Genomic DNA, 23,542 nt, shown 5'->3' with positions numbered 1-23,542 from the left:
GTATTCTAATGGCCATTTGTAAAGCGTTTCTATTAGAAAATAATACATCGGCTGAATTCTTAGTAAACCTTTCAAACCTTCCTGCTTTTCTGTATCTTCATAAAGATGTTTACGAAATTGTGATTGTAGGACACCTCGATAATCATTTCGTTCTCAAGAAAAGATATGGGAAAATTTTGTTCTGTAATCAACCTTCAGTCAAAAGGTGGATTGAGCAGGAATTAAAATCGTTTAGAGAAAATGAAGAACCAGAATTACATTTATTCCAGGCGTTTGTTCATATCCCAATAGTAGAGAAAGTAAATATCTTCTCAAATACACAAGGACAAGCCTATAAGGATTTTGAAGAATGGAGCCAAGTTCGACCATTAACACTAATTAAAATCGCTTAAAACTCCATATGTATTCTCCCTTTCTAGTAGGGATTCTTTAATAAAAGACTCCCTGATACTAGATAGGGGAGTCCTATGGGGTGATTTTATGAGTAATAAAAAGCCTAAAACAATAAAGCAATCCGTTGCTGCTGAAATGATGGAAAAGTTTATAGAAGATGGAACTTATCCGGAATTAAAGCAAACGAAAGAGAAAATTAAAAAATTAACTTCTTCCATGAGAGAACGTCTTGAGTCATCCGAAACAAAACGTCATGAATTCTCTGAGTTTAATCTGGTTGGCCGCTTCACCGCTAAAAAGATTTATGAAACGGACTATATTGGATTAAATGAGTATTTATATGACCTGGGGCTCTTGCTACATGTTGTGGAAATTGACAATAAAAAGTTACAGAGCAATGTATTGTACTTCGATATGATTCAGGACTTTAAGCTAGAAGATACTTATTATGTTAAACCGAATTTTAATAAGATTGGGAGGGAGCTTAACAAACTTCCCAATACATTTGAAATAACAGACCAGTGGAATTTGACTGATATGGCAAGAGATCTGGCCATTCTTAAACCCAGAGTCAAGATTTTAACTAATGAGTACGAAATGCTAATGAGGAAGATGTTAAAATTACCGGAATTTGAAAAATTAAAGACTATTCCAAAGCAATCGCGAAAACCGGTTCAGCATAAATACGGAAGTCTTTCTTTACAAACGAATCCTGTGAAATACGATATTTCTGCTATTTATGATTATATTGGGGAGTGGATACTGATCGAATATGGTAAACCTAATGCTAAACTTTTAGAGCGATTTATCTTAAACGGTACCATCTCCAAGAAAGAAATTGACCAGTTCAAAACGATTGTTGATATTGAATTGGACTTTTCAGTTATGTCTTTAGAGGATGAGCAGAAAATCCTTAATATGCTAGATGAAAAAAATCGGCTTGCGGCTGCTAATCGAATAGGGGCTTAAGTATAAATCAATCAGTAAACTTATCATGAAATTAGGGGGTGTAAATCCTCTGCTAAATGTATGTTTAGCGGGGATTCCCCCTTTTCATGCATTTAGCAGTTGGATTACTATATAAACTAGAAGCTGCAGAGAATGTTTATAGATGGTTAGGCTGGCAATATGGAAGGTTTACAGAAGAAACGAAAAAGGCAGCCCTAAATCATTTAATTTTATCTGCTTTGTCAGAAGGATTAAGCAAAAAAACTAAAAAACTATCAAATGCAGTTGCCACATCGGAATCTATTCCAGTATCTCATAATAAAAACGGGCAGCTAGCATTTGTTATTTAGGAGAATGGATAAAATATGTTATCTTAACTATTGACGATTCTGGTGAGGGATATAGATGGATCAAAAAAATTATCATAGCCGGTTATTAAATATAAGTAATCAGTTCGACCCTGTAATCGAAAAGCTTAAATCAAGCTACATCGATGAAAAATACTCATCCTGGTACGTTTGGTTAGCAACTGCACCATTAAGGGACATAGAAAAAGTTTTGCAGCTTCAGCAAGGAATTATTTCCTTTTTTACCGGAAAGTTCTTTGTAGCCTTCTTGCCTTTACTTTCGGCAATCTTTGGACCGCTTCTTTTTATCCCAACTGATTTATCAGCATGGGTTACCCCGTTTGCGAGCGGATTTATAGGTTATTTAATCACTATGGCAATTTATTTTCCTCAACTCACCCGTTTTGATAGTGATCACTTTCATACTGGAGCCTATCAGGTATTTAGAAGACAAGAATACGATTTATTTAAAGCGGCGTTTCTTGATCCACAAGGGGAATTTTACTTTAAAGGGATATACGATTACGTAACGAATTCAAAAGAAGGATATAGATTAGTTGAAAGACTTATCCATGATTTCCTTCAAAATGAAAGAACGAATTATGAATCTAAAATTCATTATTTTGAAGAGAAAATCAAAGATATTAATAAAAATGCCGAAGAGATTACTTCCGAGTATAATGCATTCACAGAAGAATTGATTTCTGAAAGAGACGAGTTGCTTACAGAGTTTGAATACGTCATCCAACTCTTGAAAGACCTGAATACTCTTTTGTTTAGAATGCACAATAAAGGACTCACTAAGAAGGATTTGAATGTGCTTACTGGTTTTACCCTTTATGAGTTAAGAGGTGACAAGTTAGTTCAAATTGAAGATGTGGGTACATCCGGAATTACGGCTGAAGAAATTTCTCTCAGTGATCCAAGATATTCGCATTATGGAGTGGTAAAGGTTATTAAGGAGAATTTAGATCAGCCTTATTTTAATCATCCATATCCTGGCCATGTAGTGGTGTCCTATAGAATGCGAATCGACCAAAAAGCTATTTGGGTTTATAACTTTCACTTTGATGATTCTAACACTAGAGCTTGGAAACTATTAGTTGAAAATGATATAATAGAGTCAAAAGAGATATATAGATTAGTCCATGCATTATGTTTGTTATCTCAAGATTTTGACCCAAAGGAAGAAAAGGGGGCGGTTAATCAATGATAACCACAAAAAAATCCGGTGTAATTGAATTTAAAAATCAAAGGGATATTATTGCAGACCGTCAAAGAAAAACTGACCAGCAATACAGGGATTTACAAAAAAGAGTAAGTAAGATAATAAAATCCAATTATCATATTACGGAGAGTGTACTCTCTAGCAAATAAATACAAGAGAGGGGGCATTGCTTCCTCTTTTTTAATTTCTGAAAAAATTTCGCACTTTTTTCTTTAGGTACTCATGCTTTTCTTGTATCTCTTTTCTACGTTCATGTAATTTTTCTTGCCTATCGTTTAAGTTTATTGGTCTTGCTATGGATTTTATATCCCTAACTTTCCCCATACTAAACCACCTCATTTTCATCCTTTCCAAATTTCTATAATTTAATTCTCTATAAGATACAGCGATAAAGGGAAAATTAGTACTATTTTTACAACCAAACGTACTCTAATTAATCAATAAATTTAGATATAGAAGGGATTTATTCGATTGAAAAAACAAAGAATAGAATTTTTGGATATGATCAGGGGTTTTTCCATAATTGGAATACTTTTTGTAAATGTTCAGTCATTTAACTGGCCAGAACTTTACGATTCTTTCCCAAGCTTCTATTGGAAATCTTCTGCAGAACAATTTTTCCAATGGTTCATTTTTATAATTGCACATTCAAGCTTCTATCCCTTGTTTGCTTTACTATTCGGTATTAGCATGGGATTTATATTTGAAAGTGCGAAAAGTAGAGGGTTAAATCCATATTTTGTTTTCACCAAAAGACTAATAGCTCTTTTAGTGATCGGTGCCGTTCATGCTTTTCTTGTATGGCATGGGGATATTTTAATCGTGTATGCTATTTTAGGATTCCTTTTGATTCCGTTAAATCATGTAAGAAAGAATATATTGTTGCTCGTTGGCTTATCAATCTTGCTCATACCAAACGTTATTTATTCAGTTTTCCTTTATTTATCTAATTATCAAATAATACCCTCCGCTGATGCTTCTACCATTCAGGAAGTAATCCTTAATTATAGAAGCGGCAGTATTGTAGGCACACTAAAACAAAATTTCTATGATTGGATACAGCTGTACAATCTTCAAAGTATCCCATTTATTTTTATTAGCATATTTCCAATGTTCCTGTTTGGACTATTTATCACTAAAAGCAATTGGCTTACATATATCACAGAAAATGCATTTAAGGTAAAAAAGGCATGGCTTGCAGCCGGAGTATTAGGATATTCACTAAAATTATTGCCTCTAATTAATCCTAGCTACCTTTTATATTATCATCTAGCTGAAACGTTTGGAGGACCACTAATCGGTCTATTTTATGCTTTAACCATCATTCTCTTTGCTCCTAAATTGACAATAATTAAAGAGCAAATCTCAAGTATTGGCAGAATGTCGATGACCAATTATCTGCTACAATCTATTATAGGTTTTGTGATATTTAAAGGTTTTGGATTTTACGGGGAAATATCTCCTGTCTTAAATATTGGAATAGCAATAGTCATTGTTATATTACAAATGGTTTTTAGCCGGCAATGGTTAAAATTTTATAGTTATGGCCCAATAGAAAGTATTTGGAGAAAAGTTACCTATGGGCAAATCAAGGATACTAGGAAATTACTAGTTGATAAACCATTAAGTAAATAGTAAGATGAATACATAAGTATTTTTTGATTTTTTGATTTTATTGCAACCAGTTATGGTTAGCGGGTTATGTTATTAAACGCAGCGTTCTTTGGAACGATTCTTTAAGCACATTTCTATGTGCTTTGAGAATCCTTCTGGAGAACGCTTTTTTGCGTTTAAAATAAATTTTCATTCCAGAAAGGATAGGTGGTTTAAATGGCAGTTACTATGCCGGAGTTATTAGGAAAAAGAGATGTTATTGAGGATTGTAGAAAGCATATTAAAATTCTTAACAGTGATAAGTATCGTGTAACTGCAGAATTAGTTTTAACAAATGGTGATCGCAGAATATACCGTGCGAAATCTATTAATCAAGATTTTGCTATTCGCGAAATTCTTACATTTGTTGGTGCTGTCGAAAAAGCTACTGGTGGAACTGTAATGTGGAGACTAAAAGGGGAGAAAACGTATCATTTAAGTACAAATTATACGTTAAAACCTTCCATCCTCCAACGTGCAAAAAAAGCAGTTTTAAGTTACTTCTTTGATATTGAAGAATAAGGGGCGCATTAAAAAACAAATTAAGAGACTTTAAGAAAGGTTGTTGAAACATGAACAAACACTTTGCAATAGCAAAAGAGGAAATGATGTTTTATGGTACCGAAAATACCTCTCTTCAAAATCTATTAGCGGTATTAATCGGACCTAAGGCAGACCCAACTGTAACCGGTCAATTAGCTTCTCTCGGTGTTAAAGGTCTTTCTTCTTTATCGAGAGAGGAATTCCTTTCGTATGAAGGCATCGGAGAAACTACAGCAGATCGAATATTAGCTTGTTTTGGACTAGCTAACATGTTGAACAAATATAAGATTGAACAAGCATATATTGTACGCTCTCCGGAAGATGCAGCAAAATATTTTTCTGACCTGTCTTACTTAGAACAGGAACATTTTGATGCTATCTTTCTAAACACGAAGAATGTGGTTATAGGGCGAAAAAACATATTTAAAGGTTCATTAGATAATTGTGTCATACATCCACGCGAGGTATTCAAAGAAGCTATTCGTTTAAGTGCTTCTTCTATCATAGTCTCGCATAACCACCCATCTGGGAATCCATTTCCATCCCGGAGTGATATTGAAATTACGAAACGATTAGAGGACGTAGGCATTATGGTTGGTATTGAAGTTCTTGACCATGTGATTATTGGTCACGGTGGCACATACACATCATTAAAAGAAAAGGGGTATCTATAATGTGGAATAAAGTCATTTTAGCTGGTCGCTTAACAAAGGATCCAGAGATAAGAGGAACTAATGATAATAAAGTTACAGTTTTTACTCTTGCTGTGAATCGTAAATATACGAATCAACAGGGAGAACGGGAAGCTGACTTTATTCAAATAAAAACCTTCAGGAAACTCGCTGAAAATTGTAGCAAGTATCTTAAGAAGGGTAATCTTGTTGGAGTTGAAGCAGTATTGAAAACCGGTTCTTTTGAAAAAGACAGAAAAAAAGTTTTCACTATGGAAGTTATCGCAGATGAAGTTCGGTTCCTTGAACCGAACAAAAAAGATTCTGGCGAAAATAACCGCTCCAACAATAGTGGCTATCAAAATAATAACGGATACCCACAGAACGAAGATCCATTCATCAATAGTGGTACAGAGATTGATAACGGTGAATGGCCGTTTGGATAATCATACATTAAAAGCGTTCATTCTTTTAGAGTGAGCGCTTTTTCCTTTATTAAAAACCATTCGGAGGCTAAATCATGAAAAAATACTTTAAGTTTTTCCTTTTAAGTAGGGGGCGTGAATATGAAAATACCGCATTGCTATGAAGATACTACAGCGGTTGAACCATTCTTCCAAAAAGCAAAAGAGTGCCTTCCATTTCTTGCTTATGAACCTATTCAAAGGGCATATTCAGAGCAGGATAAGATGTTTAAATGTGTGGCTATTACCCACCTAATAAACTATTTCAAAAAGGCTGCTATCGCTGAAGAAGATTTTAAAGAGCTTATCAGTTTGTTAGATACCTTTCGAGATCCTTATCAGGACTTTATTGAAGAGAAGGCAAAAAGAAGCTGGGCTGAAACAAAAACTAATCTGTTAGGGGGAGTTTTAAATGAGTCGTGTTGGCAATAAAATCCTTGCCGGCTTTTTTGCAACTCCAGAACGACAAGGAGAATATTTAATTAAATTACTTGATGTTGAAGGCAGCGGAGTGTGGTTAGACCCAACTTGTGGAGAAGGAGAAATTCTTCACCAACTATCCTCACCCTTTCAAAGCGAAGATTGTACCATCTCTACTTATGGAGTTGAGCTTGACAAAGGGAGAGCGGAAAAAGCTCTCTCATTGTTAAGCCATTGTATTAACGCTCCAATTGAGAGCATGGTGATACAAAATGAGGCAGTATCTCTTCTTTATCTTAATCCGCCCTATGACTTTACGATGAAAGGGATGGATGATGATTCCGCTGACCGTAAAGAGTGGCAGGAACTTGTTCGAAACACGCGCTACTTAAAAGAAAAAGGGCTGATGATCTATGTGATTCCGTCTTATCGTTTTGCTGATAAGCGGATAGCCAGATATTTAGCCACTTATTTCTTTGATGTTGGCATTATGCGCTTTTCGGATGAGGACTATGATGATTTCCGCCAGTGTATCTTCATTGGTAATAAGAAAACTGGTAAACATAAAGAGTTTAACCAAACACTCTTTGATTTCTTGATTCATATGGGATCCGATGAATTTGTCATGGAGAAAGTAACTCCCATTGATCGATTCGTAACGGCCCAAAAAAAATGGAAGGTACCAACGGGAATCGTAGAATTAAAAACCTTCTATACCAAGCTTGCCAACAAATCTGATTATGTTGAAGGTATTCGAAATAGTAAAGGATTTCAAGCCTTTATTAACCGCTCCAAGCCAAAACAGCTTGAGATTGGCGGTAATCCGATCCTTCCTCTTAATCAAGGCCAAATGGCGTTGTTATTAGCAAGCGGTGCAGTGAATGGAGAAATTGGCGAAGGAGACAACTATCATCTGGTCCAAGGACTTGAAATAGTCTCGAAGGTTACGGAGGAAGAAAAACGGACTCATGATAACGGTTCGGTCACAACTGTAACAAAGACCAGGACAAAACGTGATGTGTCAGTAAAAATAATAACCCCTTCTGGATTAATACGGAAGTTGGTTTAAAACAAAAACAAAAAGAGGGTTAAGGAGATATTTCTTCTTACCTCTTTTTTCATTAACAAAGACAAATTGGAGGTTGATTATCTACATGGAAACTCAGCTTTCTTTATTTCATATAGCAAAGGAAGACAATGTTCATTTAGATATTCGCACAGTACAGCAAGCATCAAAAAAGGTTGCTTATGACGTAGGAGAAAAGATAGGCGGTGCTAGAAAAGATATGGCTGCCTTAAGAAAAGAATTTGAGAAAAAGCAATCCCTTACTCTTTTAGAAGAGATCGAGAATATCAGTACAGTACTGGCCGCAGAAATTATTACTAAACATGAGCTCTTTAAAGGATTTAGTTTAGAAAAGGAAAAAGAAAATGGAACTGAGCCAGCTGTAGCCCGGGCTAAACAACTTCTGATTCAACGAGTGGATGCTACTCCCGCAATTGATTCAAAGGAAAGCCGGCTTAAATTTATGAAAGCAGCACAGTACCTCCTTTCTAAAATGGAGTCTGTAAGAGTATGGGATGATCTTTATCCTTTCTTAAATGACCTAGCGGAGTCAATTCGGAATGAGAGTAATAATCCGAGCTTTTATGAAAAACGTTTGGATGCTATCATGGCCGAATTAGAAACTCTTGAAAATGGTACTGAGGAATGGAAAGAGGCATATCGAAAAGGATTGATCTTTAAGGAAAGTCTTAGAAAGTGTCAAAAGGCTAAAGAGTTAGGGTTAAGAAGTCTGGGGGAGAAATTCTGTAACTTCTTTAAAAGCAATCAAAGCTACCGCAGTACTTTGACCAATGCTTTAAAAGTTCAATCCTGGGACGACTTATTAAATAAAAAAGAGAAAAAGAAAGTATCTACCCGTAAACCGGTATGGGAAAGAAACTTCCCTGAACGTCCTGACCGCATTGGAGGGGCTCAAAGCACCATTGAAAAACCAGAAGATCTTTTAACTTTCTTTCAATTTCGTGGTGTAGAGTTTGGCCATTATATAGGGGATCAAAAAGGAATGGAACATCTTCTTCGCTCCTCAGAAGCCATGATGGATCTTGCGGAATTATTAGGGTTAGATTATTCATCAATTTCCTTAAACGGAACATTAGCAATGGCATATGGAGCCCGTGGACGCGGAGGTAATTCTTTGGCGCATTATGAGCCATTGTCCAAGGTTATTAATATGACGAAAGAAAAGGGCTGTTTAGGCGTGTTGGCGCACGAATGGTTTCACGCATTGGATAATCACCTTTATGATCTCAGCCACAATTCTAAAAACGGGAAAAGAGGGTACGCATCTGAACCTGAAACATTAGGTGACAATGTTGATTCTTATTTAAAACTCCTATTTGAAGAATTAATGGAAGTTATTAAAAAGGGGAATAGCGTGAGTTATTACGAGAACACCAATAAACCGGGGGATAAATGGAGAGGAACCATCTTTAAACAATCGTACAAACACCATAATGGTGACTTGTTTAAAGCGATGGAAAAAAAGGTTGCTATTGAAAGGTCAAATCTTGAAGCCCATCTTCGCTTAGCTTCTTACTACACTTACACCGATAAAGATGTTGAGAAACTAATGAAGAAGCATGAGAGGGCAATCAAGGAATTTGCTTTAGCGTTAGCGTGGTATCACGAAAATCAAACCGGAGAACGGGTTGAGCAAATTCCTTATCCTTCCGAAAAATCTCAATATCTTCAAGCCTCAATAGGTTTAGATAAGGGGAAGGAAGGAAAATATTGGAGCTCAAATATCGAACTTGCCGCTCGTGCTTTTGAATCTTTTATACAAGATAAATTAAAAGCAGCGGGAAGAAAAAATGACTACTTAGTTGCTGGCACTCATGATGGACTAGCTTTCCCGATGGGTGAGGAGAGAGAAGCTATTAACCAAAAGTTTGAGGAAATTATCAAGTTTATTAAAGAACTTAAATTAATTTGACTCTTCGGATTAAATAGTGGAAACTAAATTACAAAGTTATAATATTAATTAACAGTGGACAGTTAGAATTACTGCTTCCCTATAGGGAAGCTTTTTTTATGCTTGCACGTATTAGGGGTCATCATATATCACTTATTGCTCTTGTTGAAATTTATAGTAAATCATGTTTAAATAAAAGTACACGACAATTGAAGATTAAAGGGAAGAACCCTAGCATTGAACCGATTTATATGATCGGTTTCTTATGCTAGGGTTTTTTTGTTTCCAAATTTCGACATCTTTTGAAAACGGCCATCAGTTTATAGCGAAATATCTCTTATTTTGTTATTATGATATATAAGACTTTGTAGATATTTCTTTATAAAAAAACAAAAAATTAAACATAAAAAACCCACCAATAACATTTCATTTAATCCAATCAGTTTGGCCGCTGGATAGATTAAATGAAATTCTAGATGGCGGGATTTCTTACTTGTACTATATTAAATTTACTCCCATTGTATCAATACATAAGTTTAATTTCAAGTAAGAAATCTTCGGCTATTATTTCCTTTTTTTGGAGGGGTAATAGAAACGGAGGTTTTTTGTTTTGGAAGAAGAAAGAAGAAATCTAAAAGGGAATAAGGATCATCTGGAATATTTCAGAGCTGTTGAAACAGGATCGGTTGAACCTCGTTTAAAATTATTAAAAGAACAAAATGAAGAGAATTTAATAACAAGGCTCTATTATTATCCAGAGCATGACCGCGTAAAATTTACTGAAGAAGAAGTTCGCAAATTTTCATTAGATGCATACGGAGAAAACATTCCTTATATAGACGGAGAATTAACCATCTTTAATAACTATTTGTTCGATTTTTGGGGCTATTATCTAAATGCTGAAGGTTTAGCTCTATACGGACATCTAAAGCGATTTGCCTATGGTAATAAGGATTGGTGCTTTCCTAATTTTGAATTAATCAGTTTGAAAATGGACAAATCACGCCCTACCATACATAACTATATGGAATTGTTGGAGCGTTATGGCTTTGCATATAAATTTAACGTTTTAAACCGTTCAAGAGACGGAGCGGAGGAAGGACCGATTTTTAAAATAAGAAAGAAGGTTCCTTTACTGACTGAATCCTTGATCTACGGAAACCCGGATATTGAGATTCCGGAAGATGCTCCTGCTCACATTAAAAAGGCGTTAAAAAAAGAACAAAAAGGACTGCCGGAAAGACTTAGGATAGAGCATGAGAAGTACGTTAAAACTATGATTAATAATAATGAAACGATCAGCCTGGAAAAGAATATTGATTTTGAGGAAATCTACAGACAATGGCAACAATTTGGTGAAATCATCAAATCAGCAAAGAAGTCAAACAACAAGCCAGCTAAGCAAGTAAAACATGAAAAGAACATGGATGAATCAGAATTAATGCTCCTTAATATCCTAAAATCATATGTATCAAGTAAAATATCTAAACCCTCTTTTGAAACGTGGTTTAAAGACGTCTTGTTAAAGAAAGACCAAAATTCCATTATCATTTTAGCACCTAATGATTTTGCCAGAGAATGGCTGGAAGAAAGGTATGAACATCTTATTAAGGAAGCATTAAAAGAATATGATATGGAAATAGAAACATTAACCTTTGAAGTAATTTAACCTCGATCGAATCCTGATTGAGGTTTTTCTTTTTTCCTACAGAGGTTAAGAAATTCTTATTAGGGGATAAAAAGTCTTTAAAGTGGATTTAAAAATCTTTATAGGCCATAAAAAAATTTTTAATGCATGGGTTAAAGAATTTTTAAGGGATAGGTTAAAAAATTTTTAAGGGGGTTTATCCACAGAAATAGGATTGATTAGGGGTTAAAAAATTTTTAAGGGGACTATAGGTTAAAAAATCTTTAACCCTCCCTTAAGAAATTTTTAATCAGAATAATTACAAAAGGGGAATAAATATTTCTTTTAACTTTATGTTTTCAGCCATTCTCCTTCAATGAATATCTTGTCGAGAATGGAAATAGAGGATATAATACCCTTATATTATTATTTTATTTTTTATTTTTAATGCAATCCCATCGAGGATTAGCGGGTAAGACGAAACATTGCAGCCTTTGAGGTTGATGGACAATAGCTATTTTGTGCTATTTATCTATCAAACTTCAAAGGCTTTTTTGCGTTTATATGGCCTTTTGATGGCGGTTAACAACGGGAATGGGGGATACCTATTCTCGTTTTTATATATAAAAAACTTTAAGAAAAGGGGTGCTGTTATGGCTAATCACCAAAACAAAAATTGTAGAAAGTGGAACAAGGATGGTCCAAGTGTAGAAGAAAAAGTCAAAGAACTTGTATCGATCCTAGAAGAAGGAGTGAAAAATTTTAGTTACTCCCCTGAGGAGTTTAAAGCTCTTTTAGAGATGAAGGCACTTATGCCTAACTACTCCTTCCGAAATATTATGGTTGCTAAAGCTCAGTATCCAAATGCTAGTTTTTTTGCTCCATTGAAGCGTTGGAATGAGTTAGGCCGAAAGGTAAAAAAAGGTTCTAAAGCAATTAGAATCTTTAAGCCACGATTTAAAGAAGTGGAAACTGAAGATGGTACCGGAGAAGTGGAAACAAAACTTATCGGATTCCTCACTGTTCCGGTATTTGCGTATGAACAAACAGAAGGAGAACCGCTTCCGATTGACAAGGTTATTATCAATCTTGAAGGTGATTGTCCTGAAGCCAGACAAATTATCGAATACGCCGAGCAAATTGCTCGAAAAGATAATTGTTCTGTTATTTATGGAGATGCAGAAGGAGCAAATGGTTATTACCAGCCTTCCAAGCATGAAATTGTTGTTAGTGAAGCTTTAAGTATCAATCACCGGTGTAAGACATTGATCCATGAACTAGTTCACTCCAAAGTGCACCGATATGACACGTCTTCCTCTACATCTGAAAAAGAAGTAGTGGCAGAAGGAGCTGCTTTCGTTGTCTGTTCATTCTTCGGCCTTGACACAAGTGATTACAGCTTCAGATATGTGAAGTCATGGAGTAAGAACGACGAAGACTCCCTTCTAAAATATGGTTCTCAAATTTGTGATATTTCCGGGAGAATCATTGAAGAGTTCAGACGCCTGATGGAAGAAAAGGCTGAAAAAGGTCTTCAAACAGCTTAGAGAAAGGAGTCTGTTCAGTGAAGCAGTTCACACCGATCAAATTAGAGGAACATGCAGGTCATAAATTTTATGTTGAACATGTGGCCTCAATCCCTTCTGGAACTTTGTATCGAGTTCATTTGACAAATGGTACAGTACACAATTTAACGATTGGATATGCTACATCCGAGAAGGATGCCAAAGAAACTGTAATTCAAGAATTTAAAAATTATTTGGATACATTAAATAACAATCAGTCTAATTAGACAGGGAGGTGTGTCCCTACCTCATTTGTAGATAGGGAGCACTAGCTTCCTATCTAATTTGATTGGTAGGTTAAAGAATGATCCAATGGAATAAAATAGCTGAATCAAACGATAATCCCAAAATGCTAGAAATTTACCTCGATCAAGCCTGGCAGAATGCTTTTTGTTACGCTTTAGCAGTTGAACCACCACAGTATGAATCGCAAGGAGCAAAAATCCTCATGACCATTATTGCAGGAAGTGATTCCACTCTGCAGGCGATGAAAGCTTCTGTTGATATTGGCTCTGGGGGATTAGCTTTTGGTTATGGAGAAAAACAACTAACTGACTATAAATTCGTCCAAGAACTCCGCCTTTACTCAGAGAAAGGAAAGTATGAAAAATTTCCAATAACGATTAATCAAAATCGTAAAGCAATTGCCATTGTTCATGATGAATTGCTAGGAAACAGTGATTATATCCTTTCCTTTGAGGGAAATCCAGCAGAAGATCTTAGACAAGTTTTAGGCAGAGGGAAATACGGTCTTAACATTTTACCGGAATGGAGAGAAACCGTATTTAAAGAGTTTGTCAATAGAGGGTATTTGGAGAAAGTTGAATTTTATTTTGATCCAACTCTTTTCCTAAACGGCTTTGACATTTATAAATTGAAATTAAATGAGGAACACGCTGATGAAATTATTTCTGAAATGATTCAAAACAGGGTTCTTAAGTTTCCTAAAGAGGGGAGCGGGAGAAATCTGGAAGAGATTAAAGACTTAACGACCTATATGCAAACATTTATCAATGACATGATTGATAAAGTTAGCGAACGGGTTCAACCAGCTCATAATCCTCTTACAGATTCTATTCACCCTCAGATTAGTACTTATAAGCGTGAACTTTTTCCTGTTCAAGCTCATGTGTCTACAGCTGTAGCGAAGGTGCTAAAAAAACAGAAAGCTGTATTGATTCAAGGGGAAATGTCCACCGGAAAATCGACTATGATGACAGCCATTGCAGATGTTGTAGCGGCTATGTCCAACAAGAAGGGTTATTTTACTTGTTTAATGTGCCCTCCTAGTTTAACCAAAAAGTGGCCAGAAGAGATCAAAGAGATTATTCCACACGCAGAAGTTCGAGTTATTGAGAGAACAGAACAATTAATCGAATTTCATAGTGCTTGGACAAAAGCTGGAAGACCGAAACCAACGAAACCAACCTTTTTCGTAATTTCTTTTACGACAATGCGCGGTGATTGTGCAACGGTACCAGCTGTTCATTTCCAATACAAGAAAACAGAAAAACAGAGAATGGAAGAGACTCTTCCGTATCGTTATGGATATTATTGTCCTAGTTGCGGAAAGCCTCACCAAGTCATTGAATCTACTGATATTGAAACGGATGAAAATGGTGAGGAAAAAGAAAACCATACTAAACGGACGATGGATAAAAATGAGTTTGGGGAATCCCGACGCATTCATAATGCTCAAAAGCCTGCCAATGCTTTTTGCAGTGAGTGTGGAGAAAGTTTATGGACTAAAAAAGTGCTTACCCGGTATTCGTCCATCAAAGAATGGATGCAGCATGAAAGAAAACTGACTCATGCTCTGAAGGATGGAAATAACCGTTTAGTCCAGCAAATTCAAAATACTCAGCCAGAGATTCCTAAACAACAAGGGAATCCCAGGAGAATAGCAACGGTTGAGTACATTCGTCGGAAAATGAGATGGTTTTTTGACCTTGCTATTATTGATGAAATTCATGAGTTGAAAGCTGGAATGTCCGCTCAAGGCAATGCATTAGGATCTCTTGCAGCTGCTTGTAAAAAGGTAGTAGGGGGAAGTGGCACATTGTTTGGCGGTAAGTCAGAGGATATTTATTATACTCTCTGGCGCTTATTCCCTCACCTTATGGTTGAAAACGGATATAAATATTCAGAAGTAAGAAAGTGGAACGAAGAATATGGAAATATCGAAACCACTACTTACAATCACGATGATAAAGGCGAGTATTCAAACAAACAATCTAGGGGCGGTACGAAAAGAACAGAAAAAGTCTTACCTGGTATTTCGCCTTTTGTATTTGGTAAATTCCTTGTGCAAAATAGCGTACTCGTAAGACTTACTGATGTTTGGCCGGACCCAGTGGAATTAATCAATGTACCTACCATTCTAGTCGATTTAGACGAGGATTTAAGGCAACATTATCAAAATATGGTGGCAACATTTGAACGGGAAATCGATTCTCGAGACGATGGCCATAAACTCTATTTACCTCTTACTCAAACAGGTATAGCGTATCCGGATAATCCATTTACCTATCCTTCTTTCTCTATCAAAACAGAGGACGGAAAGAGGGAGTTGATTTGGAGCCCTGAACCCTTCCCTACAGAGCGGATTCTTAATAAAGAGAAGAAGCTCCAAGAAATCATTAAAGGGGAAATGGAAGAAGGTCGAAAATCAATCGTTTACGTGAGAGATACTGGTTCAAGTGTAGAAGGTAGAGATGTCCGTCCACGCCTCAAGTATATTCTTGAACAAATCGGTGCGAAAGTAGCAATCATGGATACTAGTTCTACCCAAACCAATAAACGCAGTGAATGGTTGCGGAAAAAAATAGTGAAAGAAGGCTACGATGTAGTCATTGTTTCACAGGAACTTGTTAAAGTAGGACTCGACCTATTATGCACTCCAACTTTAATATTTTATCAATTCAGCTGGTCGTTGTTCACCATCAATCAAGCGGCAAGGCGCGCTTGGCGGATTGGGCAAACGGAAGAATGTCGTTTATATTATCTTTCTTACAAACATACCTTCCAAGAACAAATGGCTACCTTGATAGCGATGAAAAATAAAGCAGCGGGTGCGATTAATGGAGACGTAAGCACAGACGGATTGAACGCAATGCTTGGTGATGAAGGTGATCTACAGTCCATGCTTATTAAATCCATAAAAAAAGGTGTTGTCCTTAAAGGTTCTACTGAAGAATGGGTTGCTGAAGCATCTGACCGAGCAAGAGAAATTTTGGCCGGTATTGGCAAAAAGAAACAGAAACAGCTCACACCTAAAGAGCAATTCATTATTTGGGTTAATCAGCAAATTGAATCTGATTCTTCTAGGAACGTTCTTATTCGGAAAGCAACTACCATTACAGCAAACATTGAAAAAGGCATTGTTAATGGATTTACCTTCGTTAATAACGTATTAGAAGTAGATCTTGTTGCAGCTTTTGGATTTGATTGTATCGTAGATGGGGAAATTGTTGCTTATTTAACCGAATTTGAAAGAGAAGTTGCCGCGACTGTTGAAAACCAACAAATATCTTTATTTGAAATTAAGGAAGAGGAGAATAAATCTCGAAAGAAACGTAATGGACCAGTTACTGGTCAATTAGCGTTTGAACTATTTTAAATTGGGAGGAAATGAAAGTGACATTAACCTTAACAATGGACTGGCTAGTATATTTTTACTGGCTAGTTGAATACTATGTTTTTGTTTATTGTCAAGAATTAAAGATCCGGAGCCATTACGAATACTTTGAGCGTTTGACTCAGCTAGAAGTAGATTGTACGGAGTCCAAGGAGGAAATTATTTCTTGCCAGCCTATTCAAGTAATAAATCCCGTTCTAATAGAAGACCCTGATCAAGTAACATTTTCTGATCTTGATGAAGCTACCGAAGGGTTATTTGAAGAAGTTCAACAAGAATTGGGATTGGGTGAGTTCGATAATGTGAATCCCGTTTTTGAACTTGACCAACCAAGTGAAGAAATCGAGTATGAACTAGATATAGACCATGGATATGAACTGTCTAGTCTTGCTGAATATGGAGAGGAAGAAGAATATATTCAGATGGCTGATCTAGATGAAATGGAGGAAAATTCTCCAACTGGCTATGAGCAATTTGCTTCCGCCAAAATAGCAGATTGCATCAATGGACCTCAACAATGGGTCGTAACAATCGTTGGTATGGAAGAGTCTTATATCCACGTTTCCGACGGTAAAAGGATTTGGATCAACGTTGGAGAAAAAGCAACAAAATTAAAAAAAGGTGATGTGCTAATCCTGGATGTTATTCGAAACGGAAAAAATGTAACAGTTGATAATATATTCCGTTTGGAAATGGATGTATCTGAAGATTACGTTATCCCGGATGAAGAATATTGCTTTCAAAAAGAGCAAATGGCTATTTAGAAACAAAGAGAGCGCGACTTCTGTCGCCTCTTGCTCCAAGGAAATAAGTACTGTTTCTTTGGAACAGGAGTTAAAATCCAGCTTTCTAACTATAAAATATGTAACATTATACAATTTTGGCAAAACTGTTAAGAATTCGACAAATTACGACAACTAATATGGGTAAATTATAATATAATGAGTCGAACTTTAGGCATACACCAAAATATTTCCTGTAACATTGATAAAGGCAAATTCATCGAAAGATGAAGACGCAAAACTATAGGGGCTAAGACTTAATGTTATGCCAGCCAGTTACCGAATTGGATTTTAAAGGCTAGTTCGGTTTATTGACTAGCCATTTTTTGTTATATACTTTGGAAAGGGGAACATGAATAGTGGTTACCAGCTCTCAACTTAATGATAATCAAATATTAGAAATTAAAGAGACACTTCAAAAGCAGAAAGTAGGCCTAAAGAATGTTTTATTTAGTTTTTCTGCCACCGCTAAGGCATTAAATATTGAAGCCCACGGCATTGAAGATATACCACAGAATAGTGAGTACTATGACAATATAGAAGATAACCTTCTCTTTGCAGAATTGAGCTGGTTATCACCAATGTCTAGGCAATTAAATAAAAAATTAGAAGTTAATTTCAATGCGGATATAGATGTTTTGCCTGATGGAAGTATGGATCATGCCAATATTCGCTTTGAAGTAAGTGCAGGTATTTTTTCCAGACAAACGGAAAAACATCAAATTTTACAATCTGCCAGAATACTTTTTATTAGTTTAATTCCTTTCCGTCCTTACATAAAGAATGTCACCTTTAAAGGACACCAACATACCCTTAAAACAATTCTTTTTTCTATGGAATTAGATGGGCGAAAGGTAAATTCAATTCTTGTAAACAATCAAGTTATCAATCAACAAATTCTTAGCCAATGGTTAGCTACGTTGGACCATGTACTAGATTATAATAAAGGAAGATATAAATTTATTACTAAAGTACCAGTAGTTAATGGCAAAATGAGTACTGCTTCATTTGAATCAGCCGTTTGTTTCCGATTTGAAGGCAATGGAGGGAAAAAATGAATTTACGAAGATATTACATAATCCTTTTGATCGTAATTTTTTCATTTGTCTTACCGTTATCAGCAAAAGCGAATCCTATTCTTAACAGGGGATCTGAGCCTAGTTTTAATAATCAAGTAAATACCTGGACTGAAAGCATTAATGGCTTAGCTCCAACTATTTCATTTATTTTCTCCGCTTTATTTACCATTATGTTTTTAATGGGTGTTGTTAGAATGGGATATTCCATAGTAACAAAAACTGGACAAGTCATGAAATTCTCTACTGGCGTATTAATTTGGGTACCCATAACTTTCTTTTTTATCCGTATAATGGTAATTATAATATTTACTACAAATAGTAAAAATGTTACACTGCTTGCAAGTGATATTATTAACTTAATAAAATCCACCGGTTACTATACTTCCATCGGAATGGTTTTAATTGGTTTAGTCTTCTACATGTTTTATCATTTTATCGACCATCCAGAGTATGGAAGATGGAGTAAAAGATTGTGGGTGAGCGCAGCTCTATTAACAGTTCTAACAACATTAATGCCAATTGTGTTGGGAGCTGCTTAATTCTACATAAAAAGGTGATTCCATGTTGAAGCTTGTAGTAGATAACAACCGAAATATAAATTTAAACAATGATATTACTTGTCGAAATTCTTGTGATCTTTTTGATGAGATTACTGGAAAATGTTCTATTAATAAAAACATAAATGTAGATAGCCCTTATGAAGCAGCAAGATGTGGATTTTTTTTAAGCAAGAATGAAATGTCCATGCCTAAAAAAGACCAAGTTGGTTTTAGATTTTCATTAATCGAGGAAGAAGCTGATTACCTTTTGAATGATGAAGAAATCTTTCATGAACTAGTTGGAAAATCTCTTAAAAAAAATTACACATATCCGTTAAAACCGGACTTTTCCTCAAATAGAGATGATGCATTCTGGTATGTTTCCCCTTGTAGACAGTATGGATGTTGGATCATTAGTCAATGTAAAAAACCGATTCCTTTACCTAAAAATAAAAGTGAGGCCGAAATGGGTTGGAGTAAGAGGGTATATAAGTCTCCAATTCCATTACATGACCACAAGTCTTCTCTTTCTATAGCCTCTAAAATGGCATGGGTCATAGATGAAGAGGGTTACGGTCAATATGCTTTACTGGTTAATGGGGAAATTTCATCAATTTCCTGTCCTAAACCAGTAAATTGGAAAAAAGGCTCTTCGTAATAGTGACGATTAGAAGACATTATTGTATAATAAGTTTTAATTAAATAATCAAAGGGACGAACCCTTGTTGTAGATGCGCTACGAGTATGTGCATTTACGGCAAGGGTTTTTTGTGTGGAAAAGGAGGGATATGTGTTCAATGGAAAATATCATGATCATTAATGATAAAACCTCTTTTAGAGAAGGTTTAAAGAAACTACTTGAACTAAAATATGGCCGGTTTTTTGATATTATCGGAACCGATTCGAAACAGTTCCGATATGAGAATAAAGATGTCCCCAGACTAATCATTATAGAGAGAATCTCTAATTCCAAAATAGAACGGTTTCTTATCGAGATGCGCAAAAAAGGAGCAAAAGTGGTTTTATTGGGTCTGAAACCCGACAATATTCAAAGCTATATAGAATTAGATTTATTTGATGGATTTCTATTAAAAAATATGCCAACCAATCAATTACTGACTGTACTTGAAGAAATACTGGAACATGATGATGTTTATGTACATCCTGATATAGGATATTTCTTTCTCAAAAAACTACAAAAAAAGAATAATTAGGAAATAATACTTGTATTTGATGTAATATGTGTTATATTTATTATAAATTTACGTCTTATACAGGGAGGCTTAATTATGAAAAAAACAATCGCTATCATTGGAGGATATCAAGAAGGTACATATAGAAAAATTGGCCAGAAACAAGGAGTTGATGTGATTTTCCATTCTGGAAAAACAAGAAACGGCGGTAACAAAAAAGAGTTTCGGAATCTAATAAAAAAAGCAGATTGTGTAGTGGTCCTACTCGGCGCGTGTGGGCATGTGAGCATGGATATCGTAAAAGAATTGTGCAAAAAGCAAGGAAAAGATCTGTTATTTCATAACGGATTTGGAGCATCAGGGGCAATTCAAATGTGTGTTGAACATCTAAATTGCAGTGCAGCTTAAGGAGAGTAAGTATAATTGAAAATTTATAAATTTGGCGAACAAACAAGAGTACCTCATGAAATAACAAAAACGGTTATTGAAGTAAGTGAAGCAGAGTTACAGTTAATTCAGGCTATTAGAGAATTGGATAACCCAGATGAGTTGGTTCGAATTAGTAGTAGTATAGATTCAGAACGTATTAAAAACTGTCTTCTATATGTTGCTGCTGAAAAAATTTTATTAGGAGGAAATTTTAATGAAACAAATTGAGTTTCAAAGACAAGTTATACGAGAAGAGTATATATCAAAGGATCAGTCAGAAGGCCAAAAACCACGGAAAAATTTATATATTAACCGTCCTTTTTTCTCTCGAAAAAATAGATTCAAGAATTATTCAAAATAATTGGGGAGGCGCTTTTAATGGAAAGGTGTTTAATATGCGCTGAGAAACCTGATCAAGCTAAAAAGTTAGCTTCCCCTTTTCCACATAATAATAAGGGTGATCACATAGCCATCGAACCTTGTTCAATTTTTCCAAAAGGTGCGGTGGTTATAAGTGCTTGTGGACATCTTTTAGAATTATTTGCTCCTGAAGATTATGATGAATCTCTCAAAAAATGGTTACTTGATACAGTCCCAATCATTCCAACTCAATTCAAATTGAAATTATAGAATCATAAAGGAAATACTTTCAAACTTTTAAAAAGTTTTTAAAAGATCCAACAATTTCTTTTGTAATAAATGCAGCCGATGCCGGCAGGGAAGGTCAACTTTTAATTGACGAAATTCTGTATTTTTTAAATAATAAAAAACCAGTTAAGCGCCTTTGGACTTCTTCACTTACGAAAAACAGTGTAATTAAAGCATTTCAAAATTTAAAAGATAATCGTGAATTTAAAGGATACTATTATGAAGCTATTTCCAGGCAGAGAGCAGATTGGTTAGTTGGAATTTCAGTAACAAGGACTTTATCGATTCTGCTTTCAGAAAAAGGAATAAATAAAACATTTTCAGCAGGTCGAGTACAGTCAGCATTGATGGGAATCATTTATCAACGAGAAAAAGAAATTGAAAATTTTGTTAGTAAACCTTACTGGGATTGTGAAGCTGAGTTTCAATTTGGTGAAAACAAGCTTGTTGGTAAATGGTTTAAAGAAGATGCAGATCATATTTTCGAATTGGAAGCAGCACAAGCTCTGGCTGACTTTTGTAAAGACAATAGTGCACAGGTTTATTCAGTTATAAAAGAGGAAAAAAGAAGTCCTCCACCGCAGTTTTATAACCTTTCGGCTCTTCAGATGGAAGCGAATCGATTATACGGTATGTCCCCAGCAGCTGTCTTATCTTACGCACAATCATTATATGATAGATCGTTAATTACATATCCTAGAAGTGACAGCCGGTATATTACTCCGGAAGAAGCCAAGTGGCTACCAAGCATTTTAAATAACCTAGCCAAGTTAGATGAATACAAACCTCTAATTAATGGTACAACCAAAGATATTTCCAAAGATAAAAGGTACGTGGATAAAGATCGGGTAACGGAACATTTTGCAATAGTTTTAACAGAAGAAATTGTAAATCCTCTCACTTTACCAAGAGGAGAACAGCTAATTTATGATCTTATTGCAAAATCAATTATTGCTGCACATTATCTTCATATTGCGACATAGATAGGAGGAAAATTAAAGTGATGAAAATGAGTGATAAGGTAATGGTGTATCAGTATTTAAAGAAAAATAATATAACTGTCAACAATGAAGAATTACTAGCTCTAGGTAATTTAAGATTTGTTATTTCTGAACTTATGAAAGAACAAAATGTATCATTTGCTCAACTGTCAAATGAAACAAAATTCTCTCCCGAGATAATTGAAGATGCTATAAAAGGAAAATTAGATCTCAATCTAACTTCATATATCTTTAGAGAACTATGCGATTACTTTAATTTAGATAAGGAAGTTTATTGGAAGTATACAAATGGAAGAACGGTAATTTCTGAAAAAGGAAATAAAGTAAGTGAATTCGACTTTGCTAAAAATTGTTCAGTTGACACATTACGCGTAACAAATCAATTATTTATGGAGGAGATTCAAAATGAATTTCACTGAAAAAAAACGAATTTTAGATGTTCTTAATAGCTTAGAAGTGATTGAAGAAAACGGTGGAGATGAATGTTATCTTCTTGTAGAAAACAATGAAGAAAATCATAAAAAACTTAATGATGTCGGGGTTTCGAGCGAAACAATCAACAAATACGGAGATGAAGAAACTTTTTGTATTCTTTCATTAGCTTTCAGTGAAGGGTATTGTGATCTTTATGATGGGGATAAATTAATTGTATTTGATAAATGCATTGAAGTGGAAGTTAAAACAGGTAAATTTGTTGTTCTTTATAAACATGATGGGGATTTTCATTTATCCGTTTTTGAAGATGGTGGTTCTGTCTCAACTTCTAAATTAACGGACGATCAAGTATCTGAAATTAAAAATGTTATTGCATAGTACGAAGGAGATGAACAAATGAGTACGTTGTATAAGTGCTATTTAAACGGGAAATTTTACGGCTTCGGAAACCTTGAGTATATGAAAGAATTATTTGTTGACTACGTTGTACTAAATCGAATGTATGGACGAGATGAAGTCGATTTTAAAATCATTAAGGAAGTGCGCGACAAGAACAACGAATATGCGGAAACTATACGGAAAGAGGTGAAAAAGGCGCTCGAGGAGAATGCGATCAGGGTTGCTGAGATTAATAAACGATACGGATTAAAAGATTAGCGTGTGATTTTTCGAAGTTGATAAGTAACTACTAACGAAGGAGGCAAACATAATTGGCTTATATTTATAAAATTGTTCATTATTTTGGCCCACCCGATGATGTAATTTTTATTAAGTCCGAAATGGAACTTACTCAAATTATTGATACTCTAGCGTGTATCGACATTTTTGTTTGAAGAGTTGGTGGATGAATGTCTTCTAATGGATTTTGAAAGTTTAGGGAGTGTATTAACAGAATTTTTTAATGCCGAATTGATAGATGGAGAATATTACATGAAACATACTGAATTGATAAATCAGAATGG

General features: G+C 35.2%; 28 protein-coding genes and 1 riboswitch. All 28 genes read left to right on the top strand.

Annotation, left to right across the window (positions count from 1 at the left end; translation table 11 throughout):
• The first annotated feature begins 8 nt into the window (after positions 1-8).
• A complete protein-coding gene (locus tag C0966_RS17085) occupies positions 9-392 on the top strand; it encodes a hypothetical protein (protein ID WP_274856950.1) in 384 nt (127 codons plus the stop codon).
• Positions 393-480: 88 nt separating this feature from the next.
• Positions 481-1,362, top strand: a complete 882-nt coding sequence (locus C0966_RS17080; protein ID WP_274856949.1) for a hypothetical protein — start codon at positions 481-483, stop codon at positions 1,360-1,362.
• A gap of 86 nt (positions 1,363-1,448) precedes the next feature.
• Positions 1,449-1,691 carry a hypothetical protein gene (locus tag C0966_RS17075; RefSeq protein WP_274856948.1) on the top strand — a complete coding sequence of 81 codons (243 nt, stop codon included), beginning with the start codon at positions 1,449-1,451 and terminating at the stop codon, positions 1,689-1,691.
• 55 nt (positions 1,692-1,746) lie between these two features.
• Positions 1,747-2,901, top strand: a complete 1,155-nt coding sequence (locus C0966_RS17070) for a hypothetical protein (protein WP_274856947.1) — start codon at positions 1,747-1,749, stop codon at positions 2,899-2,901.
• Positions 2,898-3,065 carry a hypothetical protein gene (locus C0966_RS17065; RefSeq protein WP_274856946.1) on the top strand — a complete coding sequence of 56 codons (168 nt, stop codon included), beginning with the start codon at positions 2,898-2,900 and terminating at the stop codon, positions 3,063-3,065. The genes C0966_RS17070 and C0966_RS17065 overlap by 4 nt, the downstream gene beginning before the upstream one ends.
• Positions 3,066-3,387: 322 nt before the next feature.
• Positions 3,388-4,551, top strand: a complete 1,164-nt coding sequence (locus tag C0966_RS17060) for a DUF418 domain-containing protein (RefSeq protein WP_274856945.1) — start codon at positions 3,388-3,390, stop codon at positions 4,549-4,551.
• Between the two features lie 195 nt (positions 4,552-4,746).
• Positions 4,747-5,091 carry a DUF6018 family natural product bioysynthesis protein gene (locus tag C0966_RS17055; RefSeq protein ID WP_274856944.1) on the top strand — a complete coding sequence of 115 codons (345 nt, stop codon included), beginning with the start codon at positions 4,747-4,749 and terminating at the stop codon, positions 5,089-5,091.
• 50 nt (positions 5,092-5,141) lie between these two features.
• The gene (gene radC, locus C0966_RS17050; protein WP_274856943.1) at positions 5,142-5,786 is read left to right on the top strand and encodes a RadC family protein; all 645 of its coding nucleotides are present in this window, start codon (positions 5,142-5,144) and stop codon (positions 5,784-5,786) included.
• Complete coding sequence (locus tag C0966_RS17045) at positions 5,786-6,229, top strand: single-stranded DNA-binding protein (protein WP_274856942.1); 444 nt, start codon at positions 5,786-5,788, stop codon at positions 6,227-6,229. The genes radC and C0966_RS17045 overlap by 1 nt, the downstream gene beginning before the upstream one ends.
• Before the next feature lie 120 nt (positions 6,230-6,349).
• Positions 6,350-6,679: a hypothetical protein gene (locus C0966_RS17040; protein WP_274856941.1), complete on the top strand. Its 330-nt coding sequence runs from the start codon at positions 6,350-6,352 to the stop codon at positions 6,677-6,679.
• On the top strand, positions 6,660-7,736 hold the full coding sequence (locus C0966_RS17035) for a DUF6094 domain-containing protein (protein ID WP_274856940.1): 1,077 nt from the start codon (positions 6,660-6,662) through the stop codon (positions 7,734-7,736). Before C0966_RS17040 ends, C0966_RS17035 begins: the two co-directional genes overlap by 20 nt.
• Before the next feature lie 85 nt (positions 7,737-7,821).
• Positions 7,822-9,666, top strand: a complete 1,845-nt coding sequence (locus C0966_RS17030) for an LPD1 domain-containing protein (RefSeq protein WP_274856939.1) — start codon at positions 7,822-7,824, stop codon at positions 9,664-9,666.
• A gap of 589 nt (positions 9,667-10,255) precedes the next feature.
• On the top strand, positions 10,256-11,314 hold the full coding sequence (locus C0966_RS17025) for a DnaA N-terminal domain-containing protein (RefSeq protein ID WP_274856938.1): 1,059 nt from the start codon (positions 10,256-10,258) through the stop codon (positions 11,312-11,314).
• 611 nt (positions 11,315-11,925) lie between these two features.
• Positions 11,926-12,819 carry an ArdC-like ssDNA-binding domain-containing protein gene (locus tag C0966_RS17020; protein WP_274856937.1) on the top strand — a complete coding sequence of 298 codons (894 nt, stop codon included), beginning with the start codon at positions 11,926-11,928 and terminating at the stop codon, positions 12,817-12,819.
• A gap of 17 nt (positions 12,820-12,836) precedes the next feature.
• Positions 12,837-13,064: a hypothetical protein gene (locus tag C0966_RS17015; RefSeq protein ID WP_274856936.1), complete on the top strand. Its 228-nt coding sequence runs from the start codon at positions 12,837-12,839 to the stop codon at positions 13,062-13,064.
• Between the two features lie 77 nt (positions 13,065-13,141).
• Positions 13,142-16,456, top strand: a complete 3,315-nt coding sequence (locus C0966_RS17010; RefSeq protein WP_274856935.1) for a DEAD/DEAH box helicase — start codon at positions 13,142-13,144, stop codon at positions 16,454-16,456.
• A gap of 17 nt (positions 16,457-16,473) precedes the next feature.
• Positions 16,474-17,238, top strand: a complete 765-nt coding sequence (locus C0966_RS17005; protein ID WP_274856934.1) for a hypothetical protein — start codon at positions 16,474-16,476, stop codon at positions 17,236-17,238.
• Between the two features lie 218 nt (positions 17,239-17,456).
• A riboswitch (cyclic di-GMP riboswitch) is annotated at positions 17,457-17,540 on the top strand.
• A gap of 75 nt (positions 17,541-17,615) precedes the next feature.
• Positions 17,616-18,314: a hypothetical protein gene (locus C0966_RS17000; RefSeq protein ID WP_274856933.1), complete on the top strand. Its 699-nt coding sequence runs from the start codon at positions 17,616-17,618 to the stop codon at positions 18,312-18,314.
• Positions 18,311-18,874, top strand: a complete 564-nt coding sequence (locus C0966_RS16995) for a hypothetical protein (protein WP_274856932.1) — start codon at positions 18,311-18,313, stop codon at positions 18,872-18,874. The genes C0966_RS17000 and C0966_RS16995 overlap by 4 nt, the downstream gene beginning before the upstream one ends.
• A 22-nt stretch (positions 18,875-18,896) precedes the next feature.
• Complete coding sequence (locus C0966_RS16990; protein WP_274856931.1) at positions 18,897-19,532, top strand: hypothetical protein; 636 nt, start codon at positions 18,897-18,899, stop codon at positions 19,530-19,532.
• A 139-nt stretch (positions 19,533-19,671) separates the two neighbouring features.
• A complete protein-coding gene (locus C0966_RS16985) occupies positions 19,672-20,088 on the top strand; it encodes a hypothetical protein (protein ID WP_274856930.1) in 417 nt (138 codons plus the stop codon).
• 75 nt (positions 20,089-20,163) lie between these two features.
• Positions 20,164-20,475, top strand: a complete 312-nt coding sequence (locus tag C0966_RS16980) for a DUF2325 domain-containing protein (protein ID WP_274856929.1) — start codon at positions 20,164-20,166, stop codon at positions 20,473-20,475.
• A 15-nt stretch (positions 20,476-20,490) separates the two neighbouring features.
• Positions 20,491-20,724: a hypothetical protein gene (locus tag C0966_RS16975; protein WP_274856928.1), complete on the top strand. Its 234-nt coding sequence runs from the start codon at positions 20,491-20,493 to the stop codon at positions 20,722-20,724.
• 150 nt (positions 20,725-20,874) lie between these two features.
• Complete coding sequence (locus C0966_RS16970) at positions 20,875-21,126, top strand: hypothetical protein (RefSeq protein ID WP_274856927.1); 252 nt, start codon at positions 20,875-20,877, stop codon at positions 21,124-21,126.
• 53 nt (positions 21,127-21,179) lie between these two features.
• The gene (locus tag C0966_RS16965; protein WP_342456752.1) at positions 21,180-22,127 is read left to right on the top strand and encodes a DNA topoisomerase; all 948 of its coding nucleotides are present in this window, start codon (positions 21,180-21,182) and stop codon (positions 22,125-22,127) included.
• Positions 22,128-22,144: 17 nt separating this feature from the next.
• Positions 22,145-22,564 (top strand): hypothetical protein, encoded by a 420-nt coding sequence (locus C0966_RS16960; RefSeq protein WP_274856926.1) that lies wholly within the window; start codon positions 22,145-22,147, stop codon positions 22,562-22,564.
• Complete coding sequence (locus C0966_RS16955) at positions 22,551-22,958, top strand: hypothetical protein (protein ID WP_274856925.1); 408 nt, start codon at positions 22,551-22,553, stop codon at positions 22,956-22,958. Before C0966_RS16960 ends, C0966_RS16955 begins: the two co-directional genes overlap by 14 nt.
• Before the next feature lie 18 nt (positions 22,959-22,976).
• Positions 22,977-23,237, top strand: coding sequence for a hypothetical protein (locus tag C0966_RS16950; RefSeq protein ID WP_274856924.1), 261 nt, complete (start codon positions 22,977-22,979; stop codon positions 23,235-23,237).
• Positions 23,238-23,542 lie beyond the last annotated feature (305 nt).

This window comes from Bacillus methanolicus, assembly GCF_028888695.1.
Lineage (GTDB): Bacteria > Bacillota > Bacilli > Bacillales > Cytobacillaceae > Bacillus_Z > Bacillus_Z methanolicus_B.
Note: the sequence above shows the minus strand (reverse complement) of the source record. Positions and strands in the feature narration are given on the sequence as shown.